General features: G+C 52.6%; 17 protein-coding genes and 1 pseudogene. 8 read left to right on the top strand and 10 right to left on the bottom strand.

Annotated elements, in window-relative coordinates; genetic code table 11:
* Nucleotides 1–103 (top strand): annotated as a pseudogene (locus KBY68_RS11435) (orotidine-5'-phosphate decarboxylase); the annotation flags it as partial.
* Here the strand turns inward: KBY68_RS11435 and KBY68_RS11430 are convergent.
* The 5 genes from KBY68_RS11430 to hpf are packed head-to-tail and all read right to left on the bottom strand — an operon-like array spanning nt 100 to nt 4,697.
* The gene (locus KBY68_RS11430) at nt 100–1,239 is read right to left on the bottom strand and encodes a glycosyltransferase family 4 protein (RefSeq protein WP_106499109.1); all 1,140 of its coding nucleotides are present in this window, start codon (nt 1,237–1,239) and stop codon (nt 100–102) included. The pseudogene KBY68_RS11435 and the gene KBY68_RS11430 sit on opposite strands and share 4 nt — an antisense overlap.
* 30 nt (nt 1,240–1,269) lie before the next feature.
* A complete protein-coding gene (locus tag KBY68_RS11425; RefSeq protein WP_241536983.1) occupies nt 1,270–2,661 on the bottom strand; it encodes an MFS transporter in 1,392 nt (463 codons plus the stop codon).
* 25 nt (nt 2,662–2,686) lie between these two features.
* Nucleotides 2,687–3,466, bottom strand: a complete 780-nt coding sequence (gene recO, locus KBY68_RS11420) for a DNA repair protein RecO (RefSeq protein WP_255097305.1) — start codon at nt 3,464–3,466, stop codon at nt 2,687–2,689.
* Nucleotides 3,463–4,131 carry a deoxyribose-phosphate aldolase gene (deoC, locus tag KBY68_RS11415; RefSeq protein WP_106499106.1) on the bottom strand — a complete coding sequence of 223 codons (669 nt, stop codon included), beginning with the start codon at nt 4,129–4,131 and terminating at the stop codon, nt 3,463–3,465. The genes recO and deoC overlap by 4 nt, the downstream gene beginning before the upstream one ends.
* Nucleotides 4,132–4,136: 5 nt before the next feature.
* A complete protein-coding gene (hpf, locus tag KBY68_RS11410; RefSeq protein ID WP_255097303.1) occupies nt 4,137–4,697 on the bottom strand; it encodes a ribosome hibernation-promoting factor, HPF/YfiA family in 561 nt (186 codons plus the stop codon).
* 31 nt (nt 4,698–4,728) lie between these two features.
* On the opposite strand from hpf, the gene lipB reads away from it, so the two are divergent.
* Genes lipB through queA form a run of 6 tightly spaced genes read left to right on the top strand, consistent with a single transcriptional unit; the run spans nt 4,729 to nt 12,209 of the window.
* Nucleotides 4,729–5,469: a lipoyl(octanoyl) transferase LipB gene (lipB, locus tag KBY68_RS11405; protein ID WP_390623231.1), complete on the top strand. Its 741-nt coding sequence runs from the start codon at nt 4,729–4,731 to the stop codon at nt 5,467–5,469.
* A complete protein-coding gene (locus KBY68_RS11400) occupies nt 5,438–7,402 on the top strand; it encodes an AMP-dependent synthetase/ligase (protein WP_255097302.1) in 1,965 nt (654 codons plus the stop codon). The genes lipB and KBY68_RS11400 overlap by 32 nt, the downstream gene beginning before the upstream one ends.
* Nucleotides 7,403–7,431: 29 nt before the next feature.
* Nucleotides 7,432–7,872, top strand: a complete 441-nt coding sequence (locus KBY68_RS11395; protein ID WP_106499103.1) for a YlqD family protein — start codon at nt 7,432–7,434, stop codon at nt 7,870–7,872.
* A gap of 43 nt (nt 7,873–7,915) precedes the next feature.
* On the top strand, nt 7,916–9,193 hold the full coding sequence (locus KBY68_RS11390) for a dihydrolipoamide acetyltransferase family protein (RefSeq protein ID WP_255097301.1): 1,278 nt from the start codon (nt 7,916–7,918) through the stop codon (nt 9,191–9,193).
* 12 nt (nt 9,194–9,205) lie between these two features.
* Nucleotides 9,206–11,059: an APC family permease gene (locus KBY68_RS11385; RefSeq protein ID WP_255097300.1), complete on the top strand. Its 1,854-nt coding sequence runs from the start codon at nt 9,206–9,208 to the stop codon at nt 11,057–11,059.
* A gap of 31 nt (nt 11,060–11,090) precedes the next feature.
* A complete protein-coding gene (gene queA / locus KBY68_RS11380) occupies nt 11,091–12,209 on the top strand; it encodes a tRNA preQ1(34) S-adenosylmethionine ribosyltransferase-isomerase QueA (protein ID WP_255097299.1) in 1,119 nt (372 codons plus the stop codon).
* Here queA and KBY68_RS11375 read toward each other — a convergent pair.
* From KBY68_RS11375 to KBY68_RS11360, 4 genes are read right to left on the bottom strand one after another with little or no spacing between them, the layout of a single operon-like run.
* On the bottom strand, nt 12,206–12,805 hold the full coding sequence (locus KBY68_RS11375) for a superoxide dismutase (RefSeq protein ID WP_255097298.1): 600 nt from the start codon (nt 12,803–12,805) through the stop codon (nt 12,206–12,208). The two genes, queA and KBY68_RS11375, sit on opposite strands and share 4 nt — an antisense overlap.
* A 58-nt stretch (nt 12,806–12,863) precedes the next feature.
* Complete coding sequence (locus tag KBY68_RS11370; protein ID WP_255097297.1) at nt 12,864–13,451, bottom strand: FKBP-type peptidyl-prolyl cis-trans isomerase; 588 nt, start codon at nt 13,449–13,451, stop codon at nt 12,864–12,866.
* 27 nt (nt 13,452–13,478) lie between these two features.
* Nucleotides 13,479–13,799 carry a phasin family protein gene (locus KBY68_RS11365; RefSeq protein ID WP_255097296.1) on the bottom strand — a complete coding sequence of 107 codons (321 nt, stop codon included), beginning with the start codon at nt 13,797–13,799 and terminating at the stop codon, nt 13,479–13,481.
* A 24-nt stretch (nt 13,800–13,823) separates the two neighbouring features.
* The gene (locus KBY68_RS11360) at nt 13,824–14,450 is read right to left on the bottom strand and encodes a Crp/Fnr family transcriptional regulator PtrA (RefSeq protein WP_255097295.1); all 627 of its coding nucleotides are present in this window, start codon (nt 14,448–14,450) and stop codon (nt 13,824–13,826) included.
* Nucleotides 14,451–14,470: 20 nt separating this feature from the next.
* Between KBY68_RS11360 and lnt the strand changes: the two genes are divergently transcribed.
* Nucleotides 14,471–15,955 (top strand): apolipoprotein N-acyltransferase, encoded by a 1,485-nt coding sequence (lnt, locus tag KBY68_RS11355; protein ID WP_255097294.1) that lies wholly within the window; start codon nt 14,471–14,473, stop codon nt 15,953–15,955.
* Here the strand turns inward: lnt and KBY68_RS11350 are convergent.
* A complete protein-coding gene (locus tag KBY68_RS11350; protein WP_255097293.1) occupies nt 15,940–17,949 on the bottom strand; it encodes a mechanosensitive ion channel family protein in 2,010 nt (669 codons plus the stop codon). The two genes, lnt and KBY68_RS11350, sit on opposite strands and share 16 nt — an antisense overlap.
* Nucleotides 17,950–18,189 lie beyond the last annotated feature (240 nt).

The raw sequence follows: 18,189 nt of genomic DNA, 5'->3' as shown, positions 1-18,189 counted from the left end.
CCAAGCCCTTGCCGCTGGCGCTAGCCAGTTAGTAATCGGTAGACCAATAACAACCGCTGCAGATCCCGCTGCAGTTTTCAGCCAGTGCTGCCAAAGCCTTTAAGCAGCTAATGGAATAGGTGAAATCAAATCCGTATAAAGCTGTTCAAGGGCGTCGATATTGCCCTTGAGGGTGTAGCGCTCCAGTACCCGTTCCCGTGCCCGGCGACCCAATTCTCTGCTCAAGATCGGTTGTTCCCGCAGCACTGGCAAAAGCGTTCGCAGTTGGGTTGTTACCCCTTGGGTGCTGATCACAATGCCCGCTCCACCCTCCAACACCTCGCCATCGGCGCCGGCATCGGTGGCTACGCAGGCTGTGCCACTGGCCATGGCCTCCAGCAAAGCAAGCGATAAACCTTCAACTAGGGAAGGCAGCATGAAAACCTCTGCCACTTGCAATAAAGCAAGCCTTACTGCTTGATCTGCTTCGTAGCCCCACCAGATCACATCATCGTTGCTGTAGTTGGCTTGCAGCGCTTGGCGCAACGGTCCATCACCAACCACCACAAGAACGCAGCCGGGCAGTTGCACTAATTTCCAGGCGCGTAGCAGTGCTTCCACATTCTTTTCTGTTGCCAACCTGCCCATATAAAGGAAAACCCGTTTACCTCTAAAGCGTTCGCTTAATTGGGAAGCACCAGGCCGCCAAATATTTGGATCCACCCCATTTGGAATAACAGCAAGGGTGCTTTTAGCAACACCAAGGCGGATTAATAGCTCCGCCTGCAGCTCTGAAAACACCACCACCCGATCAAATTTTGCTAACGACGATGCATAGAGTTGATAGGTGAGCTGTTGTCCACCGGCTGTGATGTTGCGCAGCCCGGCATCAAAGGGCGGGTGGAAGGTGGCTACAAGCGGCACACCCAATTGTTGGCATAGTTCGGGCAGGCGGAAATCAAGCGGTGAAAGGGTGAGGCTTGCATGCACTAAATCGGGCTGAAATCGCTCCAGTGATTCCCTTAATTCGCGACTAGCCCGCGGTGATGGAATCGTATACATCTGGGATTTCACCAGATAGGGCAGGGCTACCTCCGGTTCCTGATCGTTGTGGCTCTCTGAATTTGCCTGAAGGCTGGGGGTGTTGAAGTGGATAAAACTAATGCCATGGCCTCGTTCCTTCAGGGCCTCAGTTACGGCAAGGCCATAGGAAACATTCCCGCAAAAGGGTGATTTTTTGCCAAGCCAGGCAATACGCATTCAACGGCAAGGGCACTCCAGCTAAGAAAATTAGCAGCGGTCGATGGGTTTTATGCCCCAGGGGCGCTCGAGCAGCACTCCGGCAAAGAGGATCAGGGCCAACATCAACAGCACTGGTTTCAGCCCCACACTGCTTACTAAGGCCCCAGCCAGCACTAAAGGCAGGCTCAAGGCAATATTCACAAGATTGTTTTGCAGGCCAAAAACTTTGCCCCGCAGATGTTCAGGTGTGTCTTCCTGGATGGTGGTTTGGGCTGGAATGCCAAGCAGGGCAGCCCCAACTCCTAAAACGCAGCAAAGCAGCAGGGTGGGCCACAGGTAGGGCTTCAACTGAGCCAGTAGCACCAATGAAAAACCCATGGTGCCCAAACCAACGCTTGCCAGTGAGCGGCGATGGAATTTATGGCCCATTTGTGCCACCAGCAGGGCGCCAAGGGCGAGGCCAAGGCCACTCATGGCAAGTAATACGCCAAATTTGGTGGGCCCCAACTGCGCCACCCTTGAAGCAAGGCTGATTGAAAGCACATAAAGGGCTGCTAGCAGGCTGTAGAGCACCACCAGGTGCAGCACAGCCCCCCGCACGCTGCTGCGATCGGCCAGAAAGTTGAACCCTTCTTTGATATCCAGCCAAACGCTATTGCCGCTGCTTTCACGCACCTGCTCATTTGGTTTAACAAACAACAAAATCAGGGCGGCGCCGCCGTAGGCAAAGGGCACCAACAGGAATTCACCCCCCTGCAGGCCAAGGGCTAAACAGCCTTGGTGCAGCAGCTGTAATACCGGTTCACCAATGGCATAGCCCACGATTGTGGCCGCCATGGTTGTGGCGGTATACAAAGAATTAGCTGGCAGCAATAGGGATCTATCCACCAAAAGGGGAATGGCTGCCTGTTCCGCCGGCGCAAAAAATTGAGTAAAGCAGGATTCCAAGAAGGTAAGCACCACCAAACCCCAATAGCCCCAGCTGAGCCCCAGCCAGGTGGGGCCTGGCAGCAACATCACAGGCACAGCGAGTGCTAGTAAGGCCCTCAGGGCATTGGATGCCACCATCACAGCCCGTTTTGGCCAGCGGTCTGCCCATACACCAGCAACGCTGCCAAGCACCATTGCCGGCAGGGTGTTGGCGGCGTAGATGCCTGTGGCCAGCAAAGTGATCAGCTGGGCTTCATTGGCCCCTTGGCCGGGGGCCAAATTTGAGCCTGAGCTAAGGCCCCGTTCGCGAATTAATTCCGCTGCTCCCGCTAGGGGGCCGCTATCAACGCCAGTGCTCTGGGCCCAGGTTTGGGCGATCAGAAACACCATCAACACGATCCAAAACTTATCGCCTAGCTGCGAAAAAATTTGGCCAAGCCAAAGCAGCCTGAACTCCCTCAAGAGCAGCACGGCCTCTAGGCCATTTGGTTTGTTTTGCTGCTCGCTCACCTGCTGATCTGTCCCCGCCCTGCGGCTAATCCTGCCTCAGCAGGGCAAGGGAACGGGGGCTGCGCCCTAGATGTTCGCTACACCAAAAGCTGATCAGGGTTAAAAGCCTTTGCCACACAGGAACGGGTCCCATCAAACTGCCATCGCCGCAGCGGGGTAATTGGGGGCGGGGCAGCCGTTGTAGTAGTGCCAGTTCAGAAGCGTTCAACAGCAACACTGCCCCTGGTTGGGGACCAATGCAAAAGCCTTCGGCGGGGATCACGCTGCAGCGCCAGCTCCAGTTGCCAAGGGGGGGCTCCAAGGGCTCACCGCTACGGCAATCGCAGCTAAGGGGTAGGGCATAACCAGCCAGTTGCATTAATTGCACTGCTGTTTGCACGGCTGTGGCAAGGGCTTCAGCTTGGCGTTGGGCCGCTGGCGCCTCAAGCAATTGCTCTAGTTGATCTAAGCGGTGTAACACCAGATCAAGAAACCCTTCCAGGGGTTGGCCCTGGGGCACCAGCAGTAAACAAAGCTCCAAAAGCCATTGGGCGGCGGCCAAGGTATCCAGGTGCTTGCCAAGGCGGCCATAGCTATGGAAAACGCTTATTTGGCCCAGGCGATCAAGGCTGCGGCCTCGCTTTACTTCACCCCTGAAATGGGTGAGCACATTGGCGGCAGCAAGGCGGCTGAGCGGTTTACGGGCACCACTTGCGGCAATGCGCACCAGGCCTTCCTCGGCGCTTAGCAGGGTGAGCAAACGGTCTTGTTCGCCTAGGGCACTTGCCTGCAGGCAGAGGCCCTCCACCTGGCGTTCATTCATCAGCCCCGTTGTTCCTTGGCAAGGGCTACCCCACGGCTGGTGCCAAGCCGTTCAGCGCCCGCCTGCACAAGGGTTAGGGCCTGTTCAAGGTTGCGAATGCCGCCTGAGGCCTTCAGCTTTGCTTGACCCCTGGCCAATAATTTGAGGCGTTCCACCAGGGCTGGTGCCACCGCAGGGCCATAGCCACTGCCGGTTTTGAGATAGGCCACGCCTGCATCTAAAGCCACTTCCACAAGGGCTTCTAGCTGGCTTGAGCTGATTTGATCGGCTTCAAGGATCAGCTTTACCGGTAAACCCAGTTCCACAATTGCAGCGATTTCATCGTGCAGGGCCGTGAGTTCGCCGTCGATCAACAGGGCAAAATCGGGCACTAAATCAAGTTCATCAGCCCCGGCTTCGGTGGCGAATTCAGCCTCCACCCTTTTTATTGCGCCAACTACGGCACCAAAGGGAAAGCCCACCACACTCACCAATTTTGTTTTGCTAGGGCTGCGATCCCCCAGCAAACGGCGGCCTAGGGGCATCCAGCGGGAAGCAAGGCAAACCCCGGCAAAGCCGTAGTGCAAAGCCTCTTGGCAGCATTGCTCCACCGCCTGCTGGCCCTGGCGGGGATCCAGCAGGGCATGGTCGATAAGCGGGGCGAGATCAGGGCTTTGGGAAGGGGGCAACTGGTTTAGCTGCGGGCTTGGATCACACCGTATCCGCCGTGGTTGCGTTGGTACACCACCTGGAGTTGACCCGACTCCTTTTCACGGAATACATAAAAGTCGTGGTCGATCACCTCCAGTTGATGGATTGCTTCGTTCACACTCATCGCAGGCATGGCGTAGTACTTATTGCGCACTACCGGGGCCGGTAACTGTGGTGTGCGGCCTGCGGTTAGGTCGCCTTGGAGATCTACTGCTTCCGCTTCAAGGCTGCTGGGGCCGTGGTGATGGTCGCTGCGGCGATCTTTATGGCGCTTTAGCTGGCGGGCAAGTTTGTTTGCCACCAGATCGATGCTGGCGTAGAGGTTTTCGCTGCGTTCTTGGGCCCTGATAACGGTGCCAGCGGCAAACAGTGTTACCTCCGCTGTTTGTTGTGGCACCCTTGGATTACGGGCTACGGAAAGGTGCACATCCGCCTCCTGCACCAAACCATTGAAATGGCCCACGGCACGGGAGAGCTTGTTTTCGGTGTAATCCCTCAGTGCTGGGGTGAGCTCGAGATTGCGGCCATGGATCAGAAGCTTCATGGGTAGACCTCCTGGTGGGTGTTATCAATGTATGGAGGAAGCCATGGATCGGGTATTGCCGGCTGCATTCCTTTGTGCTCTCTCTAGGTTTGTGCCCCTAGAACAGGCATGGCAGTGGCAGAGGCAATGGCAGCGCTTATTAATTCGCAATCAAAACCAGGCTCAAATACCAGAACTGCTGCTGCTGCTTGAGCACCCCCCTTGCTACACCCTTGGCCGCGGCGCATCTGAGCAATTTCTTGGCTTTGATCCCGCCACACCGCCGGCCCCCCTAGTAAGGCTTGATCGCGGTGGCGAAGTAACCCATCACTTGCCGGGCCAATTGGTGGCTTACCCGCTGCTGGATTTAAAGCGCCATCGCTGTGATTTGCACTGGTATCTGCGTGAATTGGAGGGGGCGGTAATCGATGTGTTGGCTCAACTTGATTTATTTGGCGAACGGCGGGCGGGGCTCACAGGCGTGTGGCTTGAGGGCAAAAAGGTTGCTGCCATTGGTGTTTCCGCCCGTCGCTGGGTTACCCAGCACGGTGTTGCCCTGAATGTGAATTGTGAGTTGGCCGGTTTTGCTGCCATCAAACCCTGTGGCTTAGAGCTGCCGGTGGGAGGGCTGAACCAATGGCGGCCAGGTTGCAGTGTGGCCCAGTTGCAACAACCTTTTGCCGATGCATTGGCCCATCGGCTGCAATGGCGTTCGTTGCAGCCAATCAGCGAGCAGAATCTGCTCACCTTTATTGATCAAGATGGGCTTGGCCTGGGTGCGCTGGAGTGGTGATCGCCAGGACCAACGGGCCCTAGCGGCTCAGCCTGATTACTCAGATCTGCAGGGAATAGATGGTTTGTGGCCCCGTTTAGCCCAAAGCCATGGGAACCTGCTGGCCCTTGATCAAGCCCATGGGCCAGCACCTGAGCAGCTCAGTTTTGCCCAATTGCATCGCCAAATTGGTTTAGTGGCTGCGAGTTTCCAGCGCTTAGGGGTTGGGGCTGGAGATGTGCTGGCCCTATTTGCTGAAAATGGACCCCGCTGGTTAGCGGCAGATCAAGGTTTGATGCGGCTTGGGGCTGCAGCTGCGGTGCGAGGTAGCCAGGCGCCCGTTGAAGAATTGGCTTTTATTCTCAGCGATGCCAAGGCCAAGGCTTTGGTGTTGGAAGATCCCAGCCTGTTGCGAGCTTTGGCGCGAGCTGGCGATCTAAAGGAGATCGCTTTTGTGTTGCTGCTCCATGGGGAAGCAGTGGCGGAACAAGCTTTGGCAAAACAAGGTTTTGATGCACAAGAGTGCAATTTGCCAGCGGTTTACAGCTGGCTTGATTTCCTTGCCCTTGGCGCTGGTGCCAGCTGTGACAAACCTTTTGAAGCAGCAACTAGCCGTTTAGCAACGGTGCTCTACACCTCTGGCACCACAGGCCGCCCCAAGGGGGTACCCCTTAGCCAAGCAAATTTGCTGCATCAAATTCGCAGCCTTGGGGTAGCTGTTAATCCCAGGCCAGGCGATCGGGTGTTGAGCATCTTGCCGATATGGCATGCCTATGAGCGCAGTGCCGGTTATCTGTTGCTATCCCGCGGTTGCAGCCAGAGCTACACCAATATCCGCCAGTTCCGCAGCGACCTGCAGCGGGTGCGGCCCCACTACATGATCAGCGTGCCGAGGTTGTGGGAATCAATCCATGCTGGTTTTTGCACGGCCCTTGAGGCCATGCCACCCCTGCGGCGGCAACTGCTCACTAAAGCCCTAGCGATCGCAGAAGCCCATGGGAATGGCTGGCGTTGTTATCGCAACCTGCAGGAAATGCCCCAGCCCCTAGTGGCAAGGCTGATGGGCCTGCTTAAGGCGCTTGCCACCTGGCCGGCAGCTCAATTGGCGGCGTTGCTTTTTTGGCCTGCGGTGCGGCGCCAGCTAGCTGGCGGCAGTTTGTTAACGGCCATCAGTGGCGGTGGCGCCTTGCCCAAACACATCGATTCTTTTTTTGCTGCAATCGGTATCCAGCTATTGGTGGGTTATGGCCTCACTGAAACCAGCCCCGTGCTCACCTGCCGCCGTGCTTGGGCCAATCGCACCGCCAGTGCCGGCCGGCCACTGGGCAGCACGGAACTGCGGATTGTGGCAGTTGAAAGCACCGCTGCCCTTGGGGAGCGCCCGATTTTGAATTGGGGTGAAAGGGGTTTAGTGCTAGCCCGCGGACCGCAGGTGATGGCTGGCTACCTGGGGCGCCCCGAGGCCACAGCAGCGGTTTTAGACCCTGAGGGTTGGTTTAACACCGGCGATTTGGGGCTGCTGCTAGCCGATGGCTCCTTATTTCTCACCGGAAGGGCAAAAGACACGATCGTGCTCAGTTCTGGCGAAAACATTGAACCGGGTCCCCTTGAGGATCAATTGGCGTCATCTGAGCTGGTGGAACAGGTGATGGTGGTGGGCCAGGACCGACGTCAATTAGGGGCATTGGTGGTGCCTAGGCAGGAAGCACTGCAGGCCTTTGGCTTGGCGCAGGGCCTGCATGATCAGGCCTCACTGCTAAAGGCGCTCACCAGGCGCTTAAACAAGCTGCTTTCAGAGCGCCGTGGCGCCCGCGGGGAGGAACGTTTGGCGGGGGTTGCCCTGGTGGAACCATTCAGCCTTGAAAACGGTTTGCTCACTCAAACCCTCAAGCAAAAACGCGATCGAATTGCCGAAAGGGATGCTGCGGCGATTGACCAGATCTACGCAGGCTGAGAGGCTTGGGCGTCGGAATTCCACCAGCCATGGCAAATCAACTCTCGATTAAACGCAACATCACGATTCGGGCTGTGGTTACGCCCCGCTGGAAGGAAGAGGCCGAGCGTGAAATCAGCCAGGCGATCTCCACCACAGATCAACAGTTGGCCCAGTTGGAGCAGGAGGGCCAAGAGGTGGTGAATGAAATTCGCCGCCAGAGTGCAAATCCCCTCGACCCCCGCATCCAAGAACAAGTTGCTGGGGTGCAGCAACAGGTGGCAGCTAAGCGGGCTGAACTGGAGGAACAAAAACGCAACTTGTTAGATCAACAGGTGAGTGTGCAAGGGCTTGAAATGGAGCAAATCGTTGACCAGGGGCAGCTGGAAAGCAGCTGCACCGTTGAGGTGGGCGACAATTTGGTTGAAAAATTACAAGCCTCAATCGTGGTGAGAGATGGGGTGGTGGAGTCGCTTAGCGAAGGTGCTTGAGCTGCGGCGATAGGATCCGCCAAACGCAGTGCTGAAGCAGCGGATGGCAACCTTCGAGATCTTCATGCCGGCCCTCAGTTCCACGATGACTGAGGGAAAAATCGTCGAATGGCTTAAGCAGCCTGGCGATCGGGTGGAACGGGGTGAATCGGTGCTGGTGGTGGAATCGGATAAGGCCGATATGGATGTGGAGTCGTTTGAGGCGGGTTTCCTTGGGGCAGTGCTACTGCCTGCTGGTAGCACCGCCCCGGTGGGTGAAACGATCGGCTTGGTGGTGGAAACAGAAGCGGAATTAGAAAATTTGCGGGCTAACGGCACAGCCACTCCTTCTCCAACAGCCACTCCAACAGCAACAGCACCACCAGCTGCAGTTCCACCCCCTACACCGGCACCAGAAGTAAAAGTTGAACCCATAGCAGAGGTTGCCGCTGTGGGGGGCAACCGTGTAATTGCTAGCCCCAGGGCCCGCAAGCTGGCCCAACAGCTTGGTGTGAAGCTTGAGGGCTTGCAAGGTAGTGGTCCCCATGGCCGTTTGGTGGCGGCAGATGTGGAAAAAGCAGCCGGCAAGGTGCCAAGCATTGCTCCAGCATCAGCAGCTCCAGCAGCAGCAGCAGTTGTGCCCCTGCCCGCAGTTGTTGTGGCTGCTCCAGGTGAAACAAAACCCTTCAGCACGCTGCAGCAGGCGGTAAATCGCAACATGATGGCCAGCTTGGCCACCCCAAGCTTCCGGGTTGGTTACACAATTACCACTACTAAACTTGACGCTTTCTATAAACAAGTAAAGCCAAAAGGCGTAACCATGACTGCCCTTTTAGCAAAGGCAGTGGCCCTCACCCTGGTGCGCCATCCCCAGCTGAATGCCGCCTACAGCGACGCTGGCACCAGCTTCCCAACAGCGATAAATGTTGCGGTTGCGGTGGCCATGGAAGGTGGCGGGCTGCTTACGCCCGTGTTAGCCCAAGCGGATCGAGTTGATCTCTATAGCCTTTCGCGCAACTGGGCTGATCTTGTAGCTAGGGCCCGCACAAAACAACTCAAGCCAGAGGAATACAGCAGCGGCACTTTCACCCTTTCCAACCTGGGGATGTTTGGAGTTGATCGATTTGATGCAATCTTGCCCCCGGGCACTGGTGCGATCTTGGCGGTGGGAGCATCCAGGCCTGTGGTGGTGGCAAACAGCGACGGTTCAATTGCAGTTAAAGCTCAAATGCAGGTAAACATCACCGCTGATCACCGGGTGATCTACGGGGCAGATGCTGCTGCGTTCCTTAAAGATCTAGCCCTATTAATTGAAAACGATCCAGAAAGCCTGGCCCTTTAAAGGAGTGCTGATTTGATTTTACGTTTGCTGCAAACACTTGTTGGTAAGCCACTACAGCGCCATCAAACGGAGGCAGCAACCCTGCCCAACTTTGAGGCACTTGCAATCCTTTCGTCCGATGCATTGTCATCGGTGGCCTATGGAACGGAAGCTGCCCTAGGGGTATTGGTGCTGGCGGGCAATGGCGCTTTAAAACTGTCGATACCAATCACCTTGGCAATCATTGCCTTGGTGGCAATTGTGGTGCTCTCCTATCGCCAAACGATTGAGGCCTACCCCCAAGGCGGTGGCTCCTATGTGGTTGCGAGGGAAAACCTTGGCACCACAGCTTCTCTGGTGGCAGCGGCCTCGCTACTTATCGACTACGTGCTCACCGCCGCGGTGAGCCTGATGGCAGGCACCCAAGCGCTCAGTTCCCTGGTGCCCCAACTGTTGCCCCATGAGGTGAGCTTTTCATTGATATTGCTGGTGTTGGTGGGTTGGGCAAATCTGCGGGGCGTTAAGGATGCAGGCCGCTTATTTGCTTATCCCACCTATGCCTTTGTTGTGATGGTGGCACTTATGGCCATAGCGGGTGTGCTGAATTTGGCCTTTGGCCATGGTTTCCATGCTGATCCACCGCCACCGATAAAAGCATTGGAGCCATTGGGTTTGTTTTTGATACTGAGGGCCTTTAGTTCTGGCTGTTCTGCCATGACTGGCATTGAGGCCATCTCCAATGGGGTGAAGTTATTTAGGGCACCGGCTGCTGCCAATGCACGGCTCACGATGGTGGTGATGGGGGTGATACTTTCGCTGATGTTTTTCAGCGTTAGCGCCTTGGGTTATGCCTATGGCATTGCCCCAAATCCCAACCAAACTGTGATGGCCCAAATCGGCGGCCGCGTATTTGGAGAGGGCAGTATTTTGTTGTGGGCTTTGCAAATAGCTACGTTATTGATACTTGCCCTTGCTGCTAATACTTCATTTGCTGATTTCCCTCGGTTGGCAGCATTGCTGGCAAAGGATAGATTTTTGCCTAGGCAGATGGGCTGGGTTGGTGATCGATTGGTATTTCAAAATGGCATTTTATTTTTATTGTTAGCAGCTGGCCTTGTGATTGTTATTTGCCAAGGTGATACAAATATGGCGGTTAATCTGTATGCCCTTGGTGTATTCACGGCGTTTACATTATCCCAGGCGGGTATGGTGCGCCATTGGTGGCGCTTAAAGGGTGAAGCATGGCTACAGCATTCACTGATGAATGCCCTTGGCGCATTAACAACATTCCTCGTTTTACTGGTGATTATTGTTAGTAAATTCAATGAAGGAGCGTGGTCTGTTGTAGTTGCTGTGCCACTAATTGTGTTGCTTTTAGCTGGGGTTAGGCGCCGCTATCGGGAGGTTTACGGGGCGATGGCATTGCCCGAGGGCTATAGGGCGAATTTGTGTTTACCAAAACGCACGGAACCAATCGGTAATCGCTCCATAGTTTGGGTGCCTTCAATCACAGAACCAACCCTTGATGCCTTGCGCTATGCCGCAGCTATTTCTGATCATGTGCTTGGAGTGTGGGTTAAATCAGACGAGGAGGATGCAGCTGAGATAGAGGCGGCCTGGATTGCGGCTGTTGGCATTAACCCTGGCTTGGAATTACGCATTATGGAAAGCCCTGGTTCCTCTTTAGTTTCACCATTTGTGGATTGCGTTGAAGCCGAGGAAGACGCCTATCCAGAGCTGTTGCAAACGATTGTGATGCCCATGGCCATCCCCCGTAAACCATTTGATGGCCTGCTTTTAAATCAACGGGCCATCAATATGCGCCAGGCTCTTGTTGATCAGCGCAACCGGGTATTTACGGTTGTTCGATATTATTTAAATAAATAGATTTTATTTGTTTGATCCAGTAATTAAGTTTATGCAGCAATTAAATCAAGACCAATTGCTCTCGAGTTATAACTTTGAATTGCCTGTTGATGCGATCGCCCAGCGGCCCCTGGAGCCCCGCCATCGGGCCAGGATGCTGAAGGTGGAGGGCGGCGGCCAGGGTTGTAGCCATTTGCAGGTGTGGGATTTGGCGCAACAATTGCGTAAAGGTGATTTATTAGTTGTTAACAACACAAGGGTTTTGCGGGCCCGCCTTAAGGCACGCCGTGCCACTGGTGGTTTGGTGGAGCTTTTGGTGTTGGAGCCGGCAGCATTAGGCGGCGGCCAGTGGATATGCCTTGCTAAACCGGCCAAAAAATTAAAAGCCGGTGATTGGCTGGAGTTGCAGGCGCCAGATCAGCCGCCCCAACACTTGCAGGTGCTGGGCTGCAACGAGGCAAGCGGTGGGCGCATTTTGCAATTTCCAAGCGAATGCATTGATGCTGCTGCCTTAGAGCCGCTGCTGGTGCGATATGGATCGATGCCATTGCCCCCTTACATCCATCAACAGGATGCCAGCGATGATGAGCGGTATCAAACCCGTTTCGCATCTAGGCCTGGGGCGGTGGCGGCCCCAACCGCTGGTTTACATTTAAGTGATGAATTATTAGATGCTATTAGAGCTGGCGGTGTGGAAATTGCCAGCATTACTTTGCATGTGGGCCTTGGAACATTTAGGCCCCTTGAGATAGAAAACCTTAGTGGGCTGCAATTACACAGCGAATGGGTTGAGGTAACAGCGGATTTGGTGGCTGCCGTTGCGGCTTGCCGGGCTCGAGGCGGCAGGTTGATAGCTGTTGGCACCACTAGTGTGCGCAGCCTTGAAGCGGTAGCTCAATTGAATGGAGGGTTGCTTAAACCCCACTGCGGGCCAGTGGATTTAGTAATTCAACCGGGATATAAATTTAAAGTTGTTGAAGGGTTACTCACGAACTTTCATTTGCCAAAAAGTTCGCTGTTGTTATTAGTTAGTGCCCTGATTGGCCGCGAGCGGTTAATGGCATTGTATCTAGAGGCAATTGAAAAAAAGTACCGCTTCTTTTCCTATGGTGATGCCATGTGGATTCCACCAGAAGCGGTACTTAATTCAGCTAGATGTGAGAATTATTAAGCAGCTGCTAAATTAGCGGCAACAAAATCCCAGTTAACTAGTTTATCAAGGAAAGTTGCCATGTAATCAGGGCGACGATTTTGATAATCAAGGTAATAGGCGTGCTCCCACACATCCATGGTTAGAAGTGCTTTTTGGCCGTGGGCTAAAGGCAGATCTGCATTGGCGGTTTTAGTTACTTTCAAGCTGCCTGCATCCAATACCAGCCAGGCCCAGCCACTGCCGAATTGGGTGGCACCGGCGGTTTTAAATTGTTCGGCAAAGCTCTCAAAGCTACCGAAATCAGCATTGATCTTTTCGGCTAGGGCACCGCTTGGCATGCCGCCACCTGCTGGCTTAATGCACTGCCAATAGAAGCTGTGGTTCCAAACTTGAGCGGCGTTATTAAACACACCAGCTTTGCTGGTATCACCAGCTACGGCAGTGATGGTTTCTTCCAGGCTTTTATCTGCGAGCTCAGTGCCCTCAACCAATTTATTCAGGTTGGTTACGTAGCCGGCGTGGTGTTTGCCATGGTGAAATTCAAGGGTGCTCCTTGAAATATGGGGCTCGAGGGCATCGAGGCCGTAGGGCAGGGTGGGAAGACTGTGGGCCATGTTTAAAGCTGGGGAAGACGTTTAGATCTTAACGATCGGGTTTGGTTTCTTTATGTGCCTAAGGGGCTACCTTCACCAGTTCCACTTCAAAAATCAGAGTGGCATTGGGGGGGATCACGCCGCCGGCACCCCTTTCGCCGTAGCCCAGATCTGGGGGGATTACAAGCTTGCGTTTGCCACCCACTTTCATGCCAGCAACCCCTTCATCCCAACCGCGGATAACCCGGCCAGCTCCGAGGGGGAAGTTAAAGGCTTCGTTGCGGCTGTAGCTGCTATCGAACTCTTTCCCATTGGTGAGGGTGCCGCGATAGTTCACCGAAACCTTGTCGCCACTTTTGGCCTCAGGGCCGCTGCCGATAACTAGGTCGGTGATTTTTAAACCTGAAGGGGTGGTGCGTTCCTTGGCTGCTACCAGGTCGTCGCCACCAAGGAGGTCGGCGGCTTTGCCTTTGGCAATTTCAGTGTTATCGGGTGCCATGGCAAAAAGAAGGGGGTTTGGGTCGTTTGGATCCAATTCAAAGGCAGCACGGCTTTGGGCCATAGGAGCTGCTGCGTTAACCATGGGCGTGGGGGCTATCAACTGGCTTGCTAGGGCCACCAATAGGCAGGCAACACACACGGCTGAACTGATCAAGATCTCGCGCATAACTTGGGGTGATCTGTGGGGATTCTGTCAGGCCTGTTGGCGCAGCTGCTGCTCTAGGCGATCGATGCGGCCGCGCAGTTCATCCAGTTCCTTTTGGCGGGCTAGGCCCACATCTTGGAGGAAATTATCGAAATTACGTTCCAGTTGCCGTTCCGCTTGTTTTTCCACATCGGGATTTTCACCCCGCATGGCCGCTGTTACTTCATCTACTAGGGCTGTGGCTTGGTTTGGATCCAGGCGGCCGCTCAGCACCCAGTTTTGGGTAACGGCCCGCAGGCGCTCAACCACCAAATTGGTGGTGCCAAGGCCCCGCACTAAAAGTTGTTGCAGGGGATTTGCTGGTTCCATGGGGCTGGCGCTTCTCTAAGCGGTTTAGCGGGCTTTGCTCTTAACCACCAGAAAACGACCGGGTTCCATCAACAACCAACCCTCATCGCGCAGCTGACCCATGAAGCGGGTAACGGTTACCCGGGTGGTGCCAAGGCTGCTGGCTAGTTCCTGATGGGTTAAACGCAGGCCAATGCGGCTGCCACCTTCACAGGGTTGGCCGTAGTCGTGGGCGAGCAGCTCCAGGAAACCCCGCAGGCGATCATCAACCCGCCGTAAACCCATCAAGGCCAGTAGGGCTTCACTTTGGCGATAGCGACGGGCCATGGCCAGCAGCATCGCCCTGCTTAGGTTTGGATCATCTAGTAATTCATCCCAACGCAGGCAGAGCAGATCGGATTCGCTGAGGGTGATGGCTTCGTATGGGGTAACTGCACTGAGGGGTTCGCCGAATGGTTCGTTTGGCCCCACTAAACCCAAGAGGGCTTCATCGCCACTCATATAAGAGGTAACAAGTTTGGTCATGCCGCGCACCACGAGCCATACGTGATCTTTAAGCAGGGGTATGGGGCTACCTGCCGGCATTGGCACTAGGTTGCGTTTACTAAAACTGCTTTCCAGCAATTCCCTGAGGCCTAAGTTGTCGCGACTGGCAACCATGCTCAGATGCATCGGAGAACACTGGCAAATGTATGAAGCAATACCTCGATAGCGGGCTAAGGAATGGGGGCAATCTGCTTAAGGATTGGCTAATAATTTCAAAATGGTGGGGATGGCTACCCCTAGGGGCGGGTGCGTTGGCTGGTGTTGCCCTGCCACCACTGGGTTGGCCCTGGTTGTTGTGGATTGCGCTGCTGCCGCTTTGGCGTTTCGGGCCCAGGGGTGGTGCCGTTTGGGGTGCGGCGGCGGTGCTGGTGAGTCATCGCTGGCTACTGGCCTTGCATCCACTTACCTGGTTGGGGGTGCCTGCTGTTTTGAGTTTGCCTTTGGTGCTGCTTTTGCTTGGTTTATGCAGCCTGGCGGGGGCTGCTTTGTTGGCCCTGTGGTGTGGATTACTGCAATGGCTGGGGCCAAGCCGGCTATCGAGCGCCTGTTTTGCGGCCCTGTTGTGGGGGCTAACGGAAGTGCTACTTGCCAAGGGCCCATTGTTTTGGCTTGGTTTGGGTGCTGCTGCATTACCAGGAGATAGGCCCCTGGCTGGCTTGGCGGCATTTGGCGGGGCTGGATTAGTTGCTGCTATGCAGTTGTTAATTAGTTGGTTGCTGTGGCGGCAAGCCTGGCCCTTGCTGCTGTTTGTGGTGCTTACAGCCCATGGGCTTGGCGCTGCTGCCCTTGCTCTTAATAGTGATGTGGATAGCAGCCAAAAATTGCAGCTGGAGGTGGTGCAACCGGCATTACCCACCCGTGAAAAATTTGAATGGGAGATGCAACAAAGGCAGCGATACTTGCTCGGCGATGCGATTCTGGAAGCAGAAGCTGATGGCTCTGCAGCTGTAGTGCTACCAGAGGGTGCATTACCTGAAGGCGAACAACCCAATTCAAAAAATGTAGCTGTAATTAGTGGCGGTTTTAGGCGTGATGGAATTGAAGATCGCAGCAGCTTGTTGTGGTTTCCAGCAGGAAATCTAAAACCAAAAAGTTGGCTTGATAAGCATCGATTAGTGCCAATTGGGGAATGGGTACCGGGGGGTGAATGGTTGCAGTGGAGCGGACTTTCAGCTGTAGGAGGATTGCAGCCTGGAAGTGGCTCACGGCTGCTGAATCTACCAAATCCAATCGGACCAATAGCCGGGATTATTTGTTATGAATTAGCCGATGGCGCAAGCATTGCTGCGGCCACAAGGGAAGGGGCAGAATGGTTATTAGCTGTGGCAAACCTTGATCCATATCCGTTGCAATTGCAGCAGCAATTTTTAGCATTGGCTCAGCTAAGAGCGATCGAAACATCTAAGTGGCTTTTGAGTGTTGCTAATACTGGCCCGACAGCGGTGGTGGATCCAAGCGGCCTGGTGATAAATAGATTAAAAGCAGATAAATCGAAAATATCAACAATGAAACTATCGAGAAATAAAAATATCAGCATTTATAGTATATATGGGGAAAAACCAATATACATTTTTCTATGCGTTAGTGCCATCGGGATATGGCGAAACAAAAGCATTCAGCTGCTGGGTTGAAGCATTAATATTTTTTCAGGACCAGGCTCCCTGCCAGGATATTTAACTTCTAGAGCAGCGAAAAGATTATTGTAATTAGTAACTATTGCATCATGCTCAACCCAGTTTGTTGCTGTTGTAAATATTTTACATACAAATTTAGCTGGGGCATCAATAACCGCTGGCTTGGCAATCAAAACATAACGCTTGATCAACGGTTCTGAGCTGAGGTGGGCTTTAAGTTCGTCTGCAATTTTATAAATGTGTTCATGGGAGTGAATAAGTTGCTGAGATGAACTTAAATTAATTAAATATACTCTGCAAGTATTCCCATTGCTATCTTTTTCGGTGAGCATGTAATTATTTATATTGGATTCGTCTGCCTTTGCGTTTGGTAAAGTTATTAGGCTTGATATTGTTTCGAGCTTGATCGAACGCAAACCAACTTGGGAAACAAATCCATTAGTGCCACCAATATCTACAAAATCTCCAACTCTGATCGGCCGATCTGTTTGGATAACTAGGCCAGCAATAAGATTAGAAAGCATTTTAGATGCACCTAAACCAATTGCTAAACCAGGCACGGCAGAGAAGGCAAGGATTGTGGAAGGCGGCAATCCAAATGAGATAAGAAGTTGATAAATATAATAAGTTGAAAATACAATTCCCACGAGCCTCGAAGCTGGCATGATCGAACCTGATATCCACTTAAGATCAACGGATGAACGGTTTGGTGAAATCGAAACAATTAAATCACAGGAAATTCTACCGATAAGTTCAAATAATATGAATGATGTAAAGCTAAGGCCAAGGTAATATATAAAATTGAATACCTCAGTAAATACAAGTAATGGAGAGCCTGTGATATTAGCATACTCAATAATCCCTTGAGAAAGAGTAATGCTGGTAGCAGTTACAAATATGATTGCTAAAAATAAGCGGATCCAAGCCTCACGATCTTGAAGAGACACCCAAAGTTTTGATATGTATTCATCGGAATCGGAATCTAATTTACGTTTATATGTTTTAAGGAAAGGCGCTGCGATTAAAGTGGTAAATATTAAATACATAAGAGTAAAAGCTACCGCTAACAGTATTTGGATTAGTGTGTTCTCTCCAAAAGCGATATCTGCAATAGACTTAATATTTGCGGGAAGATTAAGGTACCACTTTGGTGCAATAAGGTGACCGGGGGTTTCTGTGATTAATTTGTAAAAACCTGGAGTGTAAAATCTACTTTCGCGAACATCAGAGGTAGTGGGAATATCTTGTTTGATTAAGTCGTATAAACCTGGTATGAAATCTACAGTTTCAGTTGTAAATAAATACAACCCTTCTTTTTCACCTGTTTTGCTTGTTGATTCAGGAGCGGATTGAGGTGTTCTATGGCTACTTAGAACCAGTGGAGATTGAGGAAATTCAACCACTCCAGATTTAGGATCACTTTGAATTTGGCCTATCGCGTGGCCGCTGTCCTCCAAGCTTATTGGTTCAGTTGAATGTTTAAAGATATAGTCGAAAATTTCTTTTAACTGAATGGCACGATGGGCAGCTACTTGAGGCCTTATTGATTCGATGATATTACTTGTATCAAGTGCCAATGAAGCATCCTGCAAGATTACTCCATACTTTTTGAAATTTTCTTTATCTTTACTAGACCAAAACGCCCCACTGGTTTTGTAAATTGATGGATCGGTGTAATAGGGGATTAGGTGATCGTAAACGCTTGTTAAGTGAGTATAAAAATCTACAAACGTTTCTGTTGCTGATGGTGCTGCGTAGGTTGCTTCGAGTATGAGTGATTTTTCAGCATCTTCTTGTTGGGTTATAAGACTCTCATAAATTGGTTGTTTTTCAATGGGTATATATTCATGGGCCTTATGGTTTGCAGGCATAACAAAACGAGTGGTTGCGGAAGATGCATTAACACAACTGCCAATAATCAAGGTAAAGGCAAAGCTGATCGCGAGGATTGCCCGGAAAAATTTTAATTTTTTAAATGAAAAACTAAGCATTTGAAAGTTAGAAGTCTCCTTATGCTAGCGCAAAGAAGTTTTGCGTCAACTATTAAAAAAAATATTGCGCAGAAGCACTAGAAAAATGATTTTAATAGATCGTTGCAGCGCGGCCCTCTTTGAAGCCATAGAGTATGAAATGTTCGGCGGCGCTATCACGGAAAAGGTAAGACTGCGCAACGCCAGGATTTGCAGCGAGGTAGGCAGCATCATTAAAACGATCGATTGACCTTCCTTCTT

The organism is Synechococcus lacustris Maggiore-St4-Slac, from assembly GCF_024345595.1.
GTDB classification, from domain to species: Bacteria; Cyanobacteriota; Cyanobacteriia; order PCC-6307; family Cyanobiaceae; genus Synechococcus_D; species Synechococcus_D lacustris.
Note: the sequence above shows the minus strand (reverse complement) of the source record. Positions and strands in the feature narration are given on the sequence as shown.